Annotated in this window: 18 protein-coding genes; 5 read left to right on the top strand and 13 right to left on the bottom strand. The window is 68.9% G+C overall.

Going from position 1 to position 17,970, the window contains the following annotated elements; translation table 11 throughout:
• Positions 1-7: 7 nt before the first annotated feature.
• From P7V53_RS10585 to P7V53_RS10575, 3 genes are read right to left on the bottom strand one after another with little or no spacing between them, the layout of a single operon-like run.
• Positions 8-1,252: an FAD-dependent oxidoreductase gene (locus P7V53_RS10585; RefSeq protein WP_280155447.1), complete on the bottom strand. Its 1,245-nt coding sequence runs from the start codon at positions 1,250-1,252 to the stop codon at positions 8-10.
• Positions 1,249-1,500: a hypothetical protein gene (locus P7V53_RS10580; RefSeq protein ID WP_280155446.1), complete on the bottom strand. Its 252-nt coding sequence runs from the start codon at positions 1,498-1,500 to the stop codon at positions 1,249-1,251. Before P7V53_RS10580 ends, P7V53_RS10585 begins: the two co-directional genes overlap by 4 nt.
• A complete protein-coding gene (locus P7V53_RS10575) occupies positions 1,497-2,984 on the bottom strand; it encodes an MFS transporter (RefSeq protein ID WP_280155445.1) in 1,488 nt (495 codons plus the stop codon). Before P7V53_RS10575 ends, P7V53_RS10580 begins: the two co-directional genes overlap by 4 nt.
• Before the next feature lie 66 nt (positions 2,985-3,050).
• On the opposite strand from P7V53_RS10575, the gene P7V53_RS10570 reads away from it, so the two are divergent.
• Positions 3,051-3,248, top strand: coding sequence for a hypothetical protein (locus P7V53_RS10570; RefSeq protein WP_280155444.1), 198 nt, complete (start codon positions 3,051-3,053; stop codon positions 3,246-3,248).
• A 255-nt stretch (positions 3,249-3,503) separates the two neighbouring features.
• On the opposite strand, the gene P7V53_RS10565 is transcribed toward P7V53_RS10570, so the two are convergent.
• The 10 genes from P7V53_RS10565 to P7V53_RS10520 form a co-directional block, all read right to left on the bottom strand.
• The gene (locus P7V53_RS10565; protein WP_280155443.1) at positions 3,504-3,686 is read right to left on the bottom strand and encodes a rubredoxin; all 183 of its coding nucleotides are present in this window, start codon (positions 3,684-3,686) and stop codon (positions 3,504-3,506) included.
• Positions 3,683-4,906, bottom strand: coding sequence for a cytochrome P450 (locus tag P7V53_RS10560; RefSeq protein WP_280155442.1), 1,224 nt, complete (start codon positions 4,904-4,906; stop codon positions 3,683-3,685). Before P7V53_RS10560 ends, P7V53_RS10565 begins: the two co-directional genes overlap by 4 nt.
• Before the next feature lie 27 nt (positions 4,907-4,933).
• Positions 4,934-5,659 (bottom strand): 2-oxo acid dehydrogenase subunit E2, encoded by a 726-nt coding sequence (locus tag P7V53_RS10555; protein ID WP_280155441.1) that lies wholly within the window; start codon positions 5,657-5,659, stop codon positions 4,934-4,936.
• Positions 5,656-5,886 (bottom strand): lipoyl domain-containing protein, encoded by a 231-nt coding sequence (locus P7V53_RS10550; RefSeq protein ID WP_280155440.1) that lies wholly within the window; start codon positions 5,884-5,886, stop codon positions 5,656-5,658. The genes P7V53_RS10555 and P7V53_RS10550 overlap by 4 nt, the downstream gene beginning before the upstream one ends.
• 29 nt (positions 5,887-5,915) lie before the next feature.
• Positions 5,916-6,899, bottom strand: coding sequence for an alpha-ketoacid dehydrogenase subunit beta (locus tag P7V53_RS10545; protein ID WP_280155439.1), 984 nt, complete (start codon positions 6,897-6,899; stop codon positions 5,916-5,918).
• A 114-nt stretch (positions 6,900-7,013) separates the two neighbouring features.
• Positions 7,014-7,997, bottom strand: coding sequence for a thiamine pyrophosphate-dependent dehydrogenase E1 component subunit alpha (locus tag P7V53_RS10540; RefSeq protein WP_280155438.1), 984 nt, complete (start codon positions 7,995-7,997; stop codon positions 7,014-7,016).
• A gap of 14 nt (positions 7,998-8,011) precedes the next feature.
• On the bottom strand, positions 8,012-9,733 hold the full coding sequence (locus P7V53_RS10535; protein WP_280155437.1) for an FAD-binding protein: 1,722 nt from the start codon (positions 9,731-9,733) through the stop codon (positions 8,012-8,014).
• Positions 9,730-11,082 carry an aromatic ring-hydroxylating dioxygenase subunit alpha gene (locus tag P7V53_RS10530; protein WP_280155436.1) on the bottom strand — a complete coding sequence of 451 codons (1,353 nt, stop codon included), beginning with the start codon at positions 11,080-11,082 and terminating at the stop codon, positions 9,730-9,732. The genes P7V53_RS10535 and P7V53_RS10530 overlap by 4 nt, the downstream gene beginning before the upstream one ends.
• A gap of 241 nt (positions 11,083-11,323) precedes the next feature.
• The gene (locus tag P7V53_RS10525; RefSeq protein WP_280155435.1) at positions 11,324-12,145 is read right to left on the bottom strand and encodes an IclR family transcriptional regulator; all 822 of its coding nucleotides are present in this window, start codon (positions 12,143-12,145) and stop codon (positions 11,324-11,326) included.
• 89 nt (positions 12,146-12,234) lie between these two features.
• Positions 12,235-13,101 (bottom strand): IclR family transcriptional regulator, encoded by an 867-nt coding sequence (locus P7V53_RS10520; protein WP_280155434.1) that lies wholly within the window; start codon positions 13,099-13,101, stop codon positions 12,235-12,237.
• A gap of 166 nt (positions 13,102-13,267) precedes the next feature.
• On the opposite strand from P7V53_RS10520, the gene P7V53_RS10515 reads away from it, so the two are divergent.
• The 4 genes from P7V53_RS10515 to P7V53_RS10500 are packed head-to-tail and all read left to right on the top strand — an operon-like array spanning position 13,268 to position 17,940.
• On the top strand, positions 13,268-14,437 hold the full coding sequence (locus P7V53_RS10515) for an acyl-CoA dehydrogenase family protein (RefSeq protein ID WP_280155433.1): 1,170 nt from the start codon (positions 13,268-13,270) through the stop codon (positions 14,435-14,437).
• On the top strand, positions 14,434-15,579 hold the full coding sequence (locus tag P7V53_RS10510; RefSeq protein ID WP_280155432.1) for a CaiB/BaiF CoA-transferase family protein: 1,146 nt from the start codon (positions 14,434-14,436) through the stop codon (positions 15,577-15,579). Before P7V53_RS10515 ends, P7V53_RS10510 begins: the two co-directional genes overlap by 4 nt.
• A gap of 10 nt (positions 15,580-15,589) precedes the next feature.
• Positions 15,590-16,789 carry an acyl-CoA dehydrogenase family protein gene (locus P7V53_RS10505; protein ID WP_280155431.1) on the top strand — a complete coding sequence of 400 codons (1,200 nt, stop codon included), beginning with the start codon at positions 15,590-15,592 and terminating at the stop codon, positions 16,787-16,789.
• Between the two features lie 2 nt (positions 16,790-16,791).
• Positions 16,792-17,940, top strand: coding sequence for an acyl-CoA dehydrogenase family protein (locus P7V53_RS10500; RefSeq protein ID WP_280155430.1), 1,149 nt, complete (start codon positions 16,792-16,794; stop codon positions 17,938-17,940).
• The last annotated feature ends 30 nt before the right edge of the window (positions 17,941-17,970 follow it).

The raw sequence follows: 17,970 nt of genomic DNA, 5'->3' as shown, positions 1-17,970 counted from the left end.
CGGCGCGTCAGGCCGCGATCTGGTTCTTCAGCGGCACGCTGTCGTCGGCCAGTCGCTCGGGGTCGACCGGCAGCCGCTCGGCCACCAGCCGCTTGGACAGCATGAACTCCGGGATGCGATTGACGGTGTCCACGGCCAGCACCCGCGAGCCCTGGAGGTAGAAGGCGCAGAACGAGCGCTCTTCGATGGAGCCTCGCAGGACGAGACGATCGTGGCCCTGCGACAGGCCGACCATCTTCATCTTCAGGTCGTACTGGTCGGACCAGAACCACGGCACGCCGTCGTGGCGCCTCTCCTTGCCGCACAGCGTGGCAGCCGCGCAGCGTGCCTGCTCCAGCGCATTGGGCACCGACTCGAGCCGGATCCGGCGGCCGTACAGCGGACTCTCGTAGCGCGTGCAGTCGCCGGCGGCAAAGATCGCCGGGTCGCTGGTTCGCGAGCACGCGTCGACCAGGATGCCGTCTTCGACGTCCAGGCCGGCCGCCGCGGCCAGGTCGGTGTCGGGCACGAGGCCGATGCCGGCGATGACGACGTCGGTGCGCACGCGTTCGCCGTCGCTGCAATGCACTTCTGTCACCAGGCGCCGCGCGGTGTCGAGCGCGAAGCCGTCGACCTGCACGCCGGTGCGCAGATCGACGCCCGCCTGGCGGTGCACCTGCTCGTAGAACGAAGAGACGCGCGGCGCCGTGACGCGCGCCAGCACGCGATCGGCGGCTTCGAGCACGGTGACCGTCAGGCCCATCCTGGTCGCCACGGCCGCGACCTCGAGTCCGATGTAGCCGCCGCCGACGATGGCCAGGCGGGAGCCGTGAACGAGGCGCGCGCGGATGCGGTCCACGTCGGCGAGCGTGCGCAGGTAGTGGAAGTTGTCGGCTTGCTCCGCACCCTCGGCTGCCGCGGGAAGGCGCCGGGGCCGGCCCCCGGTGGCCAGCGCCAGCGTCGCGTAGTGAAGCGCCTGGCCGTCGATGAATGTCACTCGCGCCGCGTGGCGATCGATCGACGCCACGCGCCGGCCGAGCATGAGCTCGACGCCGGCCTTGTCATACGTGGCGCGCGACTTGAGCGCGACGCTGTCGAGCGTCGCCTCTCCTGACAGGTAGCCCTTGGACAGCGGGGGGCGGTGGTACGGAAGCGCCGGCTCGTCGCCCACCAGCACGATGCGCCCCGGCCATCCGTGCTCGCGGGCCTGGATGGCCAGCTCCGCTCCGGCATGTCCCGCGCCGACGACGAGCAGGACCTCGTGATGGCTCATGCCACGCGCAGCGTCTGAGCGCTTTCGCCGTTCGCAGCCGACGGCGACCATGACCCCAGCAGTGCGGCCCCTTGCTGCTCGAGCGCATGCAGGCCGCTGGCGCGCGCCCGCCGCGCGCACTCGCCGGCATACGCGACATCGCGCTGCAGGCGCGACAGATCCACCCACCAGCCGCGTCCGGCCATCAGCCACTTGAACGCCACCAGGTCCACCAGCGTCGCGTCGGGATCGATGGACATGCAGTTCATGACGACTTCCTTTCAGTGCCGGAGCCTGCCAGCATCGCGGTTCCTATATCTGAATTATATTCGCCCGTTTGAACATTGCAAGCACTGCGAAGCGGCAGCGCCCAGGCGACGAGCCAGCACACGACGCACACGCCCGTGATCGCGGACATCGTCCACAGGTAGGCGGCGGCGCCCGGATAGGCCGCCTGCGGGACGGTGTCGCTGCGCACCACCTCGAGGGCCAGCAGGACACTCGCGGCCTGGGTGCCGATGGCGGCGCCGAGCGTGCGCACCACCTGCGAGAGCCCGACGAACTCGCTCGTGCGCTGCGCCGGCACCACCTCGACGAGCAGGTTGGGCACCGCCGACATCAGCATCGCCCCCCCCAGCGATGCCAGCATCACCCAGGCCACCAGCATCCACGCCGCGGAGTGCTGCGCCGTCAGCCCCATCCAGCCGGCCATGATCAGCAGCGTGCCGAGCAGCGCCGCGCTGCGGGCGCCGCGCCGGGCGGCGAGGTGTCCGCCCCATGGCGCGCCGAACAGGCCCATGAAGTTCGAAGGCAGCTTCAGCAGCCCGGCCATCGTCGCGCTGAGGCCCAGGCCGACGCCCGTCCACAGCGGCTGCTGGGCGAGGCCCATCAGCACCAGCATGGTCTGCGAGGCGCCGAGCCCGAACAGGAACATCAGGCTCATCGGCAGGCCGACGTCGCGACGTGCGATGCGGCGCACGTCGATCATGGGCTGCGCATGCCGCCACTCGTGGATCCACCAGACGGCCAGCAGCGAGACACCCCCGACGAGCGCGGCCAAGGTCGCCGCATCGTGCAGCCCATGCGCCTTCAGGCGCGAGACCGACCACAGCAGCGCCGCGATGGCCGGCGCGTAGAGCACGCCGCCGATCCAATCGATGCCTGCGGCTGCGGCTCGGCGCTGCGAAGCGGGAACCCAGCCCGAGACGGCGACGATGGCGACGGCGCCATGCACGGCGCCGAACCAGAACATCGTGCGCCAGCCGGCATGGTCCACCAAGAGGCCGCCGAGCAGCAGGCCGGCGCCGGCACTGAAGGTGGCGGTCGCCGTGAGCCAGCCGACCGCCACCGGCACGCGCGGCGCGGCGAGGTGCTCGCGCACGATGCCGATCGCCAGCGGCAGCAGCGCGGCAGACATGCCTTGCAGGGCCCGGCCGCAGACCAGTCCGCCCAGCCCGCTCGACGATGCGCTGATCAAGGACCCGCTTGCCGAGCACAGCAGCAGCGCGACCACCACGCGGCGGCGCCCGAACAGGTCACCCAGCCTGGATGCCAGGCCCGCCGACACCGAGCCGACCAGCAGGTAGGCCGTCAGCACCCATCCGACGCCGGCGGGGTCGCCGAACTCGCGCATCAGCGTCGGCAGGGCCGCGTAAATCATGCTGGCCTCGAACGCGCTGATGACTTCGGCGATCACCAGCGCGAAGACGATCGATCGGCCGCCGGCGTGCCTCGGCGATTCGCGGGTAAGCACCAATATGTCTGGTCCTATAACAGAATATTGTTCAATTATAGGTACCGCGTGGCAAGGAGGCAAACGATGAAGGTGTCGGTCAAGCGCTGGTTTGTTGCTGCGGCGGTCTCGGTGGGCCTCGGCTCGACCGCGGCGCTATTGGGATGGCCGACGTCGTCGGCGAGCGGCGATGCCGGCACCGCCGCGTACGACCCGGCGGCGATGCCGCCGTGCTGCGCGATGACGGGCGGCTGGGAACAGCTCTTCATGACCCCGGGACGCTAGTGTCGTGAGTTGGAAATACGTGGCGTTTCGATTCGACCAGATGGTGATGATCGGGCGGCTGCGCGAAGGGGCCAATACTGGACGTATCGGCCCCTTCGCGCAGGCGACCGAGGGCGCCATCTGGTCGAACCGAAGGCGGGCCCAAACGCCACGTATTTCCAACTCACGACACTAGGGCCGGTCAACGCTATGGGAGGCCTCGCGCCGGTGCCTGGCGGGCCCCAGGGCAAGGCGCACGCGAGGCCGTGTGCGACGTCACACCACCGCGAAGTCGCCCTTCGTCGCCCCGCAATCCGGACAGCACCAGTCATCCGGCACGTCCTCCCATCGCGTACCGGGGGCGATTCCGTGCTCTGGATCGCCCTTCGCCTCGTCGTACACGTGAGCGCAGAAGTAGCACTGCCACTGCTTGAAGACGGTCTCGACGACGGCATTCATTTCACGTCCCACACCAGGTTCAGCGAATAGAGCGTCGCGTTCACGCCGGCGCGCACGCCCGGCGTGGTGCCCGGCTTGATGCGGAAGTCGGGAATCCGCTTCAGCCATTCCTCGAGGAAGATGCGCAGCTCCGTGCGCGCGAGCAGAGAACCCGGGCAGCGGTGCGCACCGTTGCCGAAGGTCGAGTGGATCGGCGTCGGGCGCGAGAAGTCGACCTTCAGCGGATCGTCGAACTTGCGGTCGTCCACGCCGTGCAGGCTGGTCGGCATGATGATCTGGTCGCCCGCACGCATGGCGACGCCCTTGTAGTCCATGTCGCGCACCACCACGCGGCCGGCGTTCACCACCGGGAAGCGGCGCAGCAGCTCTTCCACGGCGTTCGGGATGCGGTCCGGGTGATCGATCAACTCGCGCCGGTGCGCCGGGCTGGTCGCCAGAAAGCGCGCCGCGAAGCCCATCGCCGATGCGACGGTGTCGAGGCCGCCGACCAGCAGCAGGAAGATCATCGGCGTGAGCTGCTCCACCGTGATCGGCTTGCCGTCGATCTGCGCCTTTGTCAGCTGGCTGATGAGATCGCTGCCCGGGTTGGCCTTGCGCTCGGCGACCTTCTTGGCCGCGTAGGCGAACAGCTGCTGGAAGGCCCGGTCGTGCGCTTCCTCGCTCGTGGGGCGCACCTGCTGGTCGGCCCACTCGAGCAGCTGGTCGCGGTCGCCCGCCGGCACGTCGACCAGGCGCATGAAGATGCCGATTGGCAGGTGCTGCGCGAACTCGCCGACGAACTCGCACTCGCCCTTCGCGTGGAAGCCCTCGATCAGCTCGATGGCCAGCGCGCGCGCACCCTCGCCCAGCGGCGACACGGCCTTGGGCGACAGCGCCGGCGCGAACAGCGAGCGGTACTTCGCCTGCTCGGGCGGGTCGAGCGAAATCGGCGGCAGCGGGGTCGTCGGGTTGCGGTGGCGCGGCACCACGAGCTGACGCGAGGAGAAGCGCTCGTGGTCCTTGAAGATCTCGTAGATGTCCTCGCCGCGCGCGGCCACCCAATGGCCTCCGTTGCGCGGCGTCCAGAAGATGTCCGGCATGCCCGTGGCCTGAAGTCGCTTCATCGAGGCGTGATAGTCGCCGTCGACGACCTCGACGTTGTAGAGGTCGAAGTCGTGCACCAGCGCTGCCGGCACGTGCGGCGGAATCGGCGACTTCTCGGGAACGGTGGGATGGCTCATCGTTGTCTCCTTGATTGGGGCATGGCGTCAGAGCAACGCCGCGGGCTGCGCCAGCACCTCGTCCAGATGGCGCAGGAATCGGGCCGCATCGGCGCCGTTGATCACCCGGTGGTCGTAGCTCAGCGACAGCGGCGTCTGCAGCCGCCATTCAATGGCGTCGTTCGATCCGCGGCGCGGCTTCCACTGCCCCTTCGTGATGCCGAGGATCGCCACTTCGGGCGCGTTGACGATCGGCGTGAACGCCGTCCCGCCGATACCGCCCAGCGAGCTGATCGACATGCAGCCACCCTCCATCTCGGCGAGCGGCAGCCCGCGGCCGCGTGCCTTGGCCGTGAGCGCCGCGATGTCGGCACCGATCTCCGGGACCCCCTTGCGGTCGCAGTCGCGCACGACGCCGACGACCAGCCCGCGCGGCGTGTCGATCGCGATGCCGATGTGAAAGTATTTCTTCAGCACCAGGTTGCGGCCGCTGGTATCAAGCGAGGCGTTGAACTGCGGAAAGGCCCGCAGCGTCGTCACCAGCGCCTTGGCGAAGAAGGCGAGGAGGCTCGGCTTGTCATCGAGCGTGCGTCGCAGCTCGTCGAGCGCCGTTGTGTCGACGTCGTCGTGATGCGTGACGTGCGGAATCGTCACCCAGTTGCGCGACAAGAAGCCGGCGGCGAGGCCTTGCAGGCGCGACAGCGGCTGGACCTCGACCTCGCCGAACGCGGAAAAGTCCACCTCGGGCCACGGCGGCAATGCAGTTGCGCTCATGCGATCTCCGCCAGTACCGCCCCGACCTCGTACACCTCGCCGGGCTGCGCGATGATCCTCAGCGTGCCGCTCGCCGGCGACTCGATCTCCTGGACCGACTTGTCGCTCTCGATCGCGTACAGCGGCTGGCCCTCGCTCACCGTCACGCCGTCGGCGACCATCCATTCGGCCAGCGTGGCCTCGTTCATCGAAAAGCCGATCTTGGGAAGCAGAACCTGGGTCGCCACGGGAGTCCTCGGTTGTCGATGGAATGCGCTCAGCCGAGCGTCTTGCGCACGGCCGCCTCGATATCGGCCTGCTGCGGCACGAAGGCCGTCTCCAGCGGCTTGGAGAACGGCACCGGGCAGTGCGGCGCGCCGACGCGTTGCACGGGCGCTCTCAGCTGGCCGAACAGGTGCTCGTTGAGCAGCGCGGCGATCTCCGCGCCGACGCCGAATGGCCGCACCGCCTCGTGCACGACCACGGCTCGACGGGTCTTGGCCACCGACGCGATCAGCGTCGCCCGGTCCAGCGGTGCGATCGTGCGCAGGTCGATCAGCTCGACGCCGATGCCCTCCTTCGCCAGCTTGCCGGCCACCGCCGCGCAGTCCTGAACGATTCGGCTGTAGGCGATCACCGTCACGTCGCCGCCTTCGCTGACGACGCGCGCCTTGCCGAGCGGAATGCGCTGGCCGAGCAACGGCGCTTCACCGGGAGTCCAGTAGCTCGGCATGTTCTCGATGAACAGGCACGGGTCGTCGTCGAAGATGCACGACAGCATCAGCCCGTAGGCCTCGGCCGGCGACGACGGCGCCACCACCTTGAGGCCGGCCGTGTGGGCGAACCATGCCTCCAGGTAGTCGGCATGCTGGCCGCCGGTGCCGAAGCCGGCACCGGTCATCGTGCGGATCGTGATCGGCACATGCGTCTGCCCCCCCGACATGAAGCGCAGCTTGGCCGCATGGTTGACGATCATGTCCATCGCCACGGTCGTGAAGTTCATCAGCATGATCTCGGCCACCGGCCGCATGCCGACGATGGCCGCGCCGATCGCCGCGCCGATGATCGCCTGCTCCGAGATCGGCGTGGAGCGCACGCGCGCCGTGCCGTACTTCGACGACAGGCCCTTGGTCACGCCGACGATGCCGCCCTCCTGGGCATCGGCGATGTCCTCGCCCAGCAGGATCACGTTCTCGTCGAGACCCATTGCCTCGTCGAGCGCCAGGTTGACGGCCTGGATCGTGTTCATGCCGCGGCTCATTGGGCATCCTCCGTGCTGCGCACTCCGGAATTCGCCTTGGGAGCGGCCCGGCGGCTCATTGGGCATCCTCCGTGCTGCGCACTCCGGAATTCGCCTTGGGAGCGGCCCGGCGGCTCATGCGGTGATCTCCTCGGCGAACACGTCGCGGTGCAACTCGGCCACGCCGGGCAACGGACTCTCCAGCGCGAACGCGACGGCTTCGTCGATCTGGTGGTCGATCGCGGCTTCGAGCGTGGCGAGCTCCGCTTCGGCGACGCCGCCTTCGAGCAGCCAGCTGCGAAAGCGCGGAACGGGGTCGCGCGCCATCGCGGCCTGTTTCTCGCCCGGCGCCATGTAGGCGTCGGCATCGCCGAACACGTGCCCCTGGAAACGGAAGGTCATGGCCTCGATCAGCGTCGGGCCGTCGCCGGAGCGGGCGCGGATGATCGCCGAACGTGCCGCCTTGTAGACCGCGAGCGGGTCGTTGCCGTCGACGGTGACGCCGGGCATCTGGTAGCCGGCGGCGCGGTCGGAGATGCGCTTCGCCGAGGTCGCGATGTCGTAGCGCGTGTGCTCCCCGTAGCCGTTGTTCTGACAGACGAAGACCACCGGCAGCTTCCACACCGCGGCCATGTTCAGCGACTCGTGGAAGGCGCCGATGTTCGATGCGCCGTCGCCGAAGTAGGCCACCGCGACGCGCTTCTCGCCGCGGATCTGCGCGGCCAGCGCAAGGCCGTTGGCGATGGGCATGCTGCTGCCGACGATGCCGGTGGTGACCATCACGCCGCTCTCGCGATGCGTGATGTGCATCGGCCCGCCCTTGCCCTTGCAGGTGCCGGTGGCCTTGCCCGCGATCTCCGCCCACAGCAGCTTCGACGGCACGCCCTTGGCGAGCATGTCGTGGATGCCGCGGTAGATGGTGCAGACGTAGTCCTCGTCGCCGAGGCTCACCGACACCGCCGCCGGGATGCATTCCTGCCCGCGCGGCGAGTAGTACGGCGCGACGATCTTGCCCGCCTTGATCACGGCACGGAAGCGCTCGTCGCTGCGCTGGATGAGGGCCATGCGCCGGTAGATGTCCACCAGCACGGCACGATCGACCTTGGGTTCGGATGACATGGGAGTCCTTGACGTCAGGGCACGGGAACGCCCGCTGCGTGGTGGGCGGCGATGAAGCCGAAGGTGAACGAGGCGCCGATGCTCGCCCCGGCGCCGGGGTAGCAGCGGCCCACGACCGAGGCGGTGCAATTGCCGGTGGCATACAGACCGGCTATCGCCGAGCCGTCGGCGCGCAGCACGCGCGCATGCTCGTCCGTGACCACGCCGCCGGCCGTGCCGACGTCGCCCGGATACATGCGCACCGCATAGAACGGCGGCTTCTCGATGGCGCCGAGGTTCGGGTTGGGTGCGATCGTCGGGTCGCCGTGGCAGCGGTCGAAGGCACGCGAGCCGCGGCCGAAGTCGGCGTCGACACCGGTGCGGCAGAACTCGTTGAAGCGCTTGATCGTGCGCTCGAGGCCGGCCCGATCGATGCGCGTCTTCGCAGCCAGCTCGGCGATCGAGCCGGCCTGGATCAGGTAGCCGCTGTCCAGCCACTCGCGCGGCACCTGGCCCGGCTGCGCCGTGCCCCACGGGTAGTACGCGCGCTGCCGGCTGTCCATCACCACCCAGCTCGGGACCGCGCGCCCGGTCTCCTGCTGGCGCCGGTACATGCGCTGGCCGATCTCCATGTAGGCCCCGGCCTCGTCGCAGAAGCGCTCGCCGAGCTGGTCGACCATCATCGAAAAAGGCAGCGACAGGTCGAGGTGGTGCATGAAGGGCAGCGGCGTCCCGTCGGGCGCGTAGCCGCCGGGGCGCGGCGGTTGGCCGTCGGGCCCGAGCGAGGTGACGACCCACCAGGCCTCGTCCATGCAATCGACGGCGGCGCCCAGCGCCATCGCCATCTCGATCACTTCGCCGGTGTCGCCGGGGTTGGCGTTGGTCCACTGATCGGTGCTCGGCTGCGGCTGGAAGCGCTCGCGCATCGCCTTGTTGCGCGAGAAGCCGCCAACGTTCATCAGCACGCCGCGCCGCGCGCCGATGCGCACCGCCTTGCCTTCGCGCTGGACCACGACGCCGGTGACGCGGCCGTGGCCATTGGCGCCTTCGACGATGAGCTCGCTCACCGGCGCATCGGTCCAGATCGGCAACTTCTCGCGCAGCGCGATCTGCAGCATGCGGCCCTGGATCGCCGCGCCGGCGCCGGCCAGGCGTGCGCCGGTCAGCTTGGCCTTGAGAATTCGCCAGGCAAGCCCGGCCGCACGCTGCTTGCCTCTCATCGTGCGCTTGACGAGCATCAGGTCGGCAAACTGGTCGCTGGGGACCGGCAGGCTGAAGCCCTTGTAGCGCGACAGGCGCGACTCCCATTCGCCGAGCTCGCGCGTGTCGAACAGCTCCGCGAGCAGCGAGCGCCCGCGCGGCTCGCCGCCCGGCAGGTTGTCGTAGTAGTCGGACCAGCCGTCGGCGTAGACGAACTTCATGCCGGCGTTCTCGAGGAACTCGACCATCTTGGGCCCGGTGCGGATGAAGGCATCGCGGCGCGCAGGCGTCGTGCCCGGCCCGTCGTAGGTGACGGCCGCGTCGAGGTACCGGCGCGCACGCTCGGCGCTGTCGGCCACGCCGGCGCGCTTCATCACCGGATTGTTCGGCACCCACCACACGCCACCGGAGAAGCCGGTGGAGCCGCCCACCAGCGACTGCTTCTCGACGATCAGCGGCGAGAGGCCGTGTTGCCTCGCGACCAGCGCCGCGCACATGGAGCCGCCGCCGCTGCCGACGATGACGAGATCGCAGAGCTCATCGAAGTTCCCGCTCATGAGGACGTCTCGCCGAAGAGGACTTCACGCAGCACCCGGTGGAAGTTGGAGATCACGCTCTCCTGCAGCGGATTGGTGCGCGCGCCGCGGAAGCCGCTCGACTTCATGCCCTTCTGCACCTCGGTCATGTTGGCGAAGTCCTGCGCGAGGATCAGGCCGAAGCGCGCGACGGTGTCGGTCTTCCAGTCGTCGACGCCCCAGTACAGCTCGCGCTTGAGCGGCGGCTCGCCGCCCGGCGCGTAGCGGGCGATCGAGCAGATGTCGTAGAAGCAGGAATCGGGGTTGTCGCCGTCGGGTCGCGCGCGGTAGAAGAGCATGCCGTCGGGCGACATCAGGAAGATCATGTTCGGGAACACGTGCCAGTCCGTTCCCGCCTTGTAGAGCTGCTCCGGCGTGATCGCGGGCCAGCCCGCGCCTTCGGCCAATGCCGCCTCGCGCTGGAACTCGCCCACTTTCATCAGCAGCTGCAGATGCGGCGTGTCGGCCGGGCATTCGTCGAGGATGCGCTTGGCCGCCTGGTTGTCGCGGTCGGTGATGATGGCCTTGAGCTGGTCTTCCAGGTCCTGGAAGAACTTCACGATGCCCGGCCGCACGTCGGCCGGAATCGGACGCCCCGTGCGCGGCGACGGCGCCCCTGGCAGCCGCGCCGGCGCGGGATAGCCGAACATGCCGTGGCGGCCGAAGGTGAAGCTGCGCGTCACGTCGTCGCCCTGCGCGTCGAGCAGCTGGGGATGCGTGCCGAAGACGTGGTAGCCCTCGCTGAAGGCCTCGAGCGCGACCTTCCAGTTGCAGGGCAGGCGCACCGACTTGTACCAGCGGTAGCGCATCTTCTCGAACTCGAAGCAGCTGGTGTACTCGGGCACCGGCGCCAGGTGCTGGGCGAGCGGCTCGCAGTGCGGGTCGAAGTTGACGAAGACGAAGCCGGCCCAGGTGTCGACCTTCACTTCGCCGAGCGCGAAGTCCTCGTCGCTCATGTCGGGGCAGCCCGCCCAGTCCTCGCGGTCGAGGATGCGGATCACCTTGCCGTCGAGGCCCCATTGCCAACCGTGGAAGCGGCACTGCAGCTTGGTGGCGCTGCCGCAGCCTTCGGTCAGTCGCCGGCCGCGGTGCTGGCAGACGTTGTGGAAGGCGCGGATGCGATCCTCCGTTTCCCGAACGACGATCACGGATTCGTCGTTGATGTCGTACGTGACGTAGTCGCCGACATAGGGAATTTCCTCGAGCCGGCAGGCGAGCTGCCAGACCTTGGGCCAGAGCAGCCGCTTCTCGAGCTGCAGGACCTCGCGCGAGGTGTAGTGCTCTGCCGGCACGTAGTCCACGCGGACTTTGGGCTTCACGGCGGTGTCCAAGCGGCGTCTCCTGGGTGCGGCGAGTGCGCGCCACAAAATTGAATAGTGTTCTGAAATATAAACACGCACTTCCACCATGTCAATGCGTGCAGGTGCCGCAGCCCGGATGAAATCCGGGGTCCGGTTCACGAACGAAGGACGTTCCACGGAGTTCATCCGGGCTACGAAGACCCAGGTCGGTGTCGAGCGAAGCGAACCCCGCCCTGGCGCCCGGCGTGGGGCGCGTTGGGGAGCCGCCGGATCAGGCGACCGCTTGGCGCGGCCGGATGGTCTCGACCCGGGCCACGGCTTCGGACGCCCGCGCGGCGACGTCCTTGACCATGGTCTTCAGGTTCTCGAGGTCGCCTCGAAACCGGTCCGTGGGACCGGCGATGTTGAGGGCGGCGATGCACCGCCCCTCGCTGTCGAATACCGGCGCGGCCACGGCGGACAGGCCCACCGAGTACCAGTCGATCGACACCGACAACCCGTCCTTGCGGACGCGCTCGAGCTCGCGGGTCAGCGACGCGCGGGTGATCGGCGCCGCCGTCTTCGTGGTGAACTCGACGGTGGAGAGGTACCCGTCGCGCCAGGCCTTGTCAGCGTAGGCCAGCAGAAGCCGCCCGGAGGCGCTGGCATAGAGCGGGCGCGTCGTTCCAACGGGAATCTGGTAGCGCACCGGATGCGGACTGTCGACGATGTCGACGTAGGTCAGCACCTGGGCCTCGCGGTTCAGGACGCCGAGCAGCACGGTCTCGCCGGTGAGCTGCCCCAGCTCCTCCATGAAGGGCCGCACGATCTTCGGGAAATTCCAGGCCGACATCACCCCGGCCGCCAGCCGGAAGATCGACGGGCCGAGGCGATAGATGCCGGCGCTGTGGATCAGGTAGCCGTCGGCCACCAGCGGACGCAACAGGTTCAGCAGGCTGCTCTTGGGCGACTCGAGCGTCACGTTGAGATCGGCCAGCGACAGCCCGTCGGGCGACGTGGACAGCACGTTGAACAAGCCGAGCAGGCGCGTGAGTGAACGGGGGCCGGCCGCGTCCCTGTCCGCGGCAGCCGGCTCGGCTGCTGTTTTCTTCATGGGTGCCTGGCCAGCATTTTCAGAACGGAACCTGGAGCGACATCACGAACATCGTTCGCAAATTCTAACGACAGCTCACATCGTGTCAATCAATCGCCTTCGGAAGGGCTCAGCGTCCTGACGTTGCCGAGGTGCCCCTCGCGGAAGACACCCGACGCTTTCGCGGCGACGTCCTTGAGCGTCGCCTTCAGCGTATCGAGGTTGCGCTCGAACCGGTCCGACGGGCCGGCAATGGTGAGGGCCGCGACGCACTCGCCGCTGGCCCCGAAGACCGGCGCTGCGATGCCGGAGGCGCCCGCCACCGTGGGACTGATGGCGCTCGCCACGCCATCTTCGCGGACTTGGGCCAGCTGCCGGGCCAGCGAGACGCGGGTGAGACTTTCGCGCATCGGCAGCTTGAACTGCACGGAGGCGATGTACTGCTCGCGGAAGGCCTTGTCAGCGTAGGCCAGCACGACCCAGCCGGCCGGGCTGGCGTAAAGGGGCCGGATGGTGCCGACCGGAACCTGCAGCCGCACCGGGTGCGGACTGTTGATGATCTCGGTGAATGCCAGGACCTCCGTCTCGCGGTTCAGCACGCCCAGCAGCACCGTTTCTTCGGTGCGCCGGACCAGTTCTTCCATGAAGGGCCGGATCATCTTCGAGAAGTTCCAGGCCGACATGACCCCGGCAGCCATCGTGATCAGGGAATGGCCGATGCAGTACCGCCCGCCCACGTGGACCAGGTAGCCGTCCGCCACCAGCGGCCGCAGCAGGTTCAACAGGCTGCTCTTGGGCGTGCCGAGGCTGCCGCACAGCTCGGACAGCGTCATGCCCTGCGGCATCAGCGACAGCAGGTCGAACAGGCCCAGCACCCGCGTCAGCGAGCGCGGACCGCTGGCGTCCGTCTCCGGTGCCGCGTCGTCGACCTCTGCCTCCGGCGTCCTGGCGGTCGCCTTCTGGGTTTGCCTGGCCATGCCTGTCGTCCACTGAGTCTTTCCGGATGACGAGATCGTACAGGAGGCACATTCCGCCACGCCTGGCACCCGGGTGACCGGCCCCGGTCTTGACGCCGGTCCGAATGTCGTTCACCATTTCGCACTCTATTCACATATTGGACCGCGAACGCGACGCGGGGCGCCCTTGAGCTACGAGCTGAGCGAGGACCAGAAGGCGATCCAGGAGCTGATCCGCAGGGTGGCGCGCGAGAAGGTGGCCGCGCGCGCCGACGAGATCGACCGCAGCGCCGAGTACCCGCACGACATGTTCGAGCTGCTCAAGGGCCTGGGCCTGTTCGCCCTGCCCTTCCCCGCCGAGTACGGAGGCACGGGCAGCACGTTGTCGGCCTGCATCGCTGTCGAGGAGCTCGGCCGCGTCTGCTACAACACCGGCTATCTGCTCGTCGTGCAGTGGACACCGTTCGGCGCCATCTTCGCCGGGGGCACGGCGGCGCAGAAGCAGCGCCTGCTGCCGGGACTGGCCAGCGGCGACTTGCGCGGCGCGCTGTCGCTGACCGAGCCCCAGAGCGGCTCCGATGTCTCCGGCATCAAGACCATCGCCCGCCGCACCGCGAACGGCTACGTGCTCGACGGCGCCAAGATCTGGTGCACCAATGCCGACATCGCCGACTTCATCCTCGTCGCCGCCCGCACCCAGGGCGTGCAAGGCGAGCCGCTCGGCATCAACCTATTCATCGTCGACAAGGCCACGCCGGGCCTGACCATCGGCCGCAAGGAAGACAAGATGGGCGCGCGCGGCGTGCCGTCGTGTCCGCTGTTCCTCGACGGCGCTGCCATCGGCGCCGACAGCCGCCTGGGCCCCGAAGGCGAAACCGGGGCCGGCGGCTTCAAGGTGGCGATGGAGGCGCTCAATACCAGCCGGCCGATCGTCGCCGCGCGCGCCGTCGGCATCGCTCAGGGCGCGATCGACCACGCGGCGAAATACATCCAGGAGCGGCGCGCCTTCGGTCAAGCGATCAGCGACTTCCAGGGCGTGCGCTGGATGCTCGCCGACATGGTGATGCAGACAGAAGCGGCGCGCCAGCTCGTCTACCGAACCGCAGCGATGGTCGATGCCGGCGTCACCGGCAAGGCGCTGGCGCCGATGGCGGCGATGGCCAAGTGCTTCGCCTCCGACGTGGCGATGAAGGTCGCCACCGACGCCGTGCAGTTGTTCGGCGCCGCCGGCGTCTCGTCGGAATACCCGATCAACCGCTACTTCCGCGACGCCAAGGTGGTGCAGATCATCGAAGGCACGAACCAGATCCAGCGCAACATCATCGCCGGCAGCTTGCTGGGCAGGGTGTCGGGATGACGGGCCCACTGGCTGGACTGAAGATCGTCGAGTTGGCTGGCATCGGCCCGGGCCCGATGTGCGCGATGCTGCTCGCCGACCTCGGCGCCACGGTGATCCGGGTCGCCCGCAAGCATCCGGTGAAGCTCGGCATCGAGCGGCCGCTGAAGTACGACACGCTGCTGCGCAACCGCGGCACGGTCGCGCTGGACCTGAAGGATCCGGCGGCGGTCGAGACCGTGCTCGAGCTGGTCGAGCAGGCGGATGCACTGATCGAGGGCTTCCGCCCCGGCGTGACCGAGCGCCTGGGCCTCGGTCCCGAAGTCTGCCTGTCGCGCAACCCGCGCCTGGCCTACGGGCGCCTCACCGGCTGGGGCCAGCACGGCCCGCTCTCCCAGGTGGCGGGACACGACATCAACTACCTCGCGCTGACCGGCATCCTCGACGCCATCGGCCGCGAAGGCCAGCCGCCGACGATGCCGCTGAACCTCGTGGGCGACTACGCCGGCGGCTCGCTCTACATGACGGTCGGGCTGCTGGCCGCGGTCCTCGAGGCGCGTGCCTCCGGCCGCGGGCAGGTCGTCGACGCGGCGATCGTCGACGGGGCCGCGCACCTGGCCACCACCTTCTTCGGCATGGTCGCCGGCGGCATCTGGCGAGTCGGCCGCGGCACCAACGCGAGCGACGGCGGATCGCATTTCTACGATTGCTACGAATGCGCCGATGGCCGCTGGATCGCGGTCGGTCCGATCGAGGAGAAGTTCTTCCTCCAGTTGCTCGAGCGGCTCGCCATCGCCCCCGAGAGCCTCGGCCCGCAGCTGTCGCGCGACCACTGGAAGGCGGCCAAGGCGGTGTTGGCCGCGACATTCAGGACGCGCAGCCGCGACGAGTGGACCGAGCTTCTCGAACGCACCGACGCCTGCGCGACGCCGGTGCTCTCGTTCGCCGAAGCGCCGCATCATCCTCACCTGCGCGCGCGCGGCACCTTCGTCGAGATCGACGGCATCGTGCAGGCTGCGCCGGCGCCGCGCTTTTCGCGCAGCGTGCCCGCGATGCCGACACCCCCGCAGCCCGCGACACCGGAGAACACGGATCGCGCCTTGTCGGCCTGGTTCGCGCCGACGAAGATCGCCACGCTGCGGCGGGCCGGGCTGATCGACTGAGAAACCCACCATGGACCTTCGCCTCACCAACGACGAGATCGCGTTTCGCGACGAGGTGCGCGCCTTCTTCGCGCAGGCGCTGCCGCCCGACATCCGCCGCAAATGCGAGCTCGGGCAGCGCATCTCCAAGCAAGAGATGCTGCGCTGGGTGCGCATCCTCCACGACAAGGGCTGGGCCACGCCGTCGTGGCCGATCGAGTGGGGCGGCACGGGCTGGAACGCGGTCAAGCAGTACATCTTCAAGGAAGAGCTGGCGATGGCGCCGGCGCCGGAGCCGATCTCGTTCAACATGAACATGATCGGACCGACGCTGATCGCCTTCGGCAGCGAGGCGCAGAAGCGTCACTTCCTGCCGCGCATCGCGCGCATGGAACACTGGTTCTGCCAGGGGTTCTCCGAGCCCGGGGCCGGCTCCGACCTGGCGGCGCTGCGCACCAGTGCGGTCCGCGAAGGCGAGCACTATGTCGTCAACGGCCAGAAGCTCTGGACCTCGACCGCACACCATGCCGACTGGTGCTTTCTGCTCGTGCGCACCGACCCGGCAGCGAAGAAACAGCAGGGCATCACCTACCTGCTGATGGAAATGAACACGCCGGGCGTGACCATCCGCCCCATCGTCACGATCGACGGACACCACGAGACGAACGAGCTGTTTCTGGACAACGTCCGCATTCCGGTGGCGCACCGCGTCGGCGAGGAAAACCGCGGCTGGGACTACGCCAAGTACCTGCTCGGCCACGAGCGCAGCGGCATCGCCCGCGTCGGCGTGTCCAAGTTCCGCGTGCGCCGCGCCAAGCAGCTCGCTGCACAGGTGCTCTCGGAGGGCCGCCCGCTGATCGAGGACGAGCGCTTCCGGGAGCGGGTGGCCGCCATCGAGGTCGAGCTGAAGGCGCTGGAGATCACGCAGATGCGGCTCATCGCCGAGATCGGACGGCGCGACGACGGCAAGCCCGACCCGAAGTCGTCGATCCTGAAAATGAAGGGCTCGCAGCTGCAGCAGGCCACGGCCGAGCTGCTGCTCGAAGTCGCCGGCTCCGCGGCGATGGAGTTCGACCCGGAGTTCGTGGCCGGTGCGCGCGGCGAGGCCGGTGAAACGGACTGGGCGCTGACCATCGCGCCCAATCACTATTGGGCGCGTCATGTGTCCATCGTGGGCGGATCGAACGAGATCCAGCGCAACATCCTCGCCAAGACCGTGCTCGGCCTATAGACATGGACTTCGACCTCACTGACGAACAACGCATGCTGCAAGACGGCGTGCAGCGCCTGCTGGCCGAGCGCTGCAGCTTCGAGCAGCGCCTCGCCCACCGGGCCGAGCCCCACGGCTACAGCCGGGCGCTGTGGTCACGGTACGCGGAGATGGGCCTGCTCGGCCTCCCGTTCGCCGAAGCCGACGGCGGCCTGGGCGGCGGAGCCGTCGACACCCTGCTCGTGATGCAGGCGCTGGGGCGCGCGCTCGCGCTCGAGCCCTATCTCGCCACCGTCGTTCTGAGCGGCGGCTTGCTGAGAGAAGCCGGCTCTGCAAAGCAGCGCGCCGCACTGGTGCCCGCGATCGCCAGCGGTGAGCTGACCCTTGCGTTCGCGCACGCCGAGGCCGGCTCGCGTCATGACCTCGCCGAGGTCGCGACGACAGCCCGCTGCGAAGCAAGCGGCATCGTGCTGGACGGCGAGAAGCGCTACGTGCTCGCCGGCGACAGCGCGGACCGACTGATCGTCTCGGCGCGCAGTGCAGGCGCGCGCCGAGACCGCGACGGCATTTCGCTGTTCCTGGTCGACGCGAAAGCCGACGGCGTCACCCGCCGCGGATACCGCACGCAGGACCACGCGCGCGCGGCCGACATCCGCTTCGACCGTGTGCGCATCGGTCCGCACCAGGTGCTGGGTGCGCCCGGTGCCGCGCTGCCGGCCATCGAGCGCGCCGTCGATGCGGCCACCGCGGCGTTGTGCGCCGAGGCAGTCGGCGTGATGGAGCGGCTGCACGAGATCACCGTCGAGTACCTCAAGCTGCGCAAGCAGTTCGGCGTCGCGATCGGCAGCTTCCAGGCGCTGCAGCACCGCGCGGTCGACATGCTGGTGGAGATCGAGCAGGCGCGCAGCATGGCGCTTTACGCGACGATGCGGTGCGCCGACCGCGACGCCGGCGAGCGCGAGCGCGCCGTGTCGGCGGCCAAGGTGCAGGTGGGCCGCAGCGCCCGCTTCGTCGGGCAGGAGGCGATCCAGCTGCACGGCGGCATCGGCATGACGGAGGAATGCCAGGCGGGTCATTACTTCCGCCGGCTGACGATGACCGAGATTCAGCTGGGCGACACGGCGCATCACCTGCGGCGGCTGGCGCGATCGGGAGGATTGATCGACGCGTAGGTTGGCGTGAGCGCAGCTCACCGCCAACCT

Origin of the sequence: Piscinibacter sp. XHJ-5, assembly GCF_029855045.1 — a bacterium.
Taxonomy (GTDB): domain Bacteria; phylum Pseudomonadota; class Gammaproteobacteria; order Burkholderiales; family Burkholderiaceae_C; genus Albitalea.
Note: the sequence above shows the minus strand (reverse complement) of the source record. Positions and strands in the feature narration are given on the sequence as shown.

Coding starts and splice junctions, on each gene's coding strand:
- P7V53_RS10545 (WP_280155439.1), bottom strand. CDS start 6,899: ATGAGCCGCGGCATGAACACGATCCAGGCCGTCAACCTGGCGCTCGAC.
- P7V53_RS10535 (WP_280155437.1), bottom strand. CDS start 9,733: ATGAGCGGGAACTTCGATGAGCTCTGCGATCTCGTCATCGTCGGCAGC.
- P7V53_RS10540 (WP_280155438.1), bottom strand. CDS start 7,997: ATGTCATCCGAACCCAAGGTCGATCGTGCCGTGCTGGTGGACATCTAC.
- P7V53_RS10510 (WP_280155432.1), top strand. CDS start 14,434: ATGACGGGCCCACTGGCTGGACTGAAGATCGTCGAGTTGGCTGGCATC.
- P7V53_RS10520 (WP_280155434.1), bottom strand. CDS start 13,101: ATGGCCAGGCAAACCCAGAAGGCGACCGCCAGGACGCCGGAGGCAGAG.
- P7V53_RS10505 (WP_280155431.1), top strand. CDS start 15,590: ATGGACCTTCGCCTCACCAACGACGAGATCGCGTTTCGCGACGAGGTG.
- P7V53_RS10555 (WP_280155441.1), bottom strand. CDS start 5,659: ATGAGCGCAACTGCATTGCCGCCGTGGCCCGAGGTGGACTTTTCCGCG.
- P7V53_RS10560 (WP_280155442.1), bottom strand. CDS start 4,906: ATGAGCCATCCCACCGTTCCCGAGAAGTCGCCGATTCCGCCGCACGTG.
- P7V53_RS10525 (WP_280155435.1), bottom strand. CDS start 12,145: ATGAAGAAAACAGCAGCCGAGCCGGCTGCCGCGGACAGGGACGCGGCC.
- P7V53_RS10585 (WP_280155447.1), bottom strand. CDS start 1,252: ATGAGCCATCACGAGGTCCTGCTCGTCGTCGGCGCGGGACATGCCGGA.
- P7V53_RS10565 (WP_280155443.1), bottom strand. CDS start 3,686: ATGAATGCCGTCGTCGAGACCGTCTTCAAGCAGTGGCAGTGCTACTTC.
- P7V53_RS10580 (WP_280155446.1), bottom strand. CDS start 1,500: ATGAACTGCATGTCCATCGATCCCGACGCGACGCTGGTGGACCTGGTG.
- P7V53_RS10500 (WP_280155430.1), top strand. CDS start 16,792: ATGGACTTCGACCTCACTGACGAACAACGCATGCTGCAAGACGGCGTG.
- P7V53_RS10570 (WP_280155444.1), top strand. CDS start 3,051: ATGAAGGTGTCGGTCAAGCGCTGGTTTGTTGCTGCGGCGGTCTCGGTG.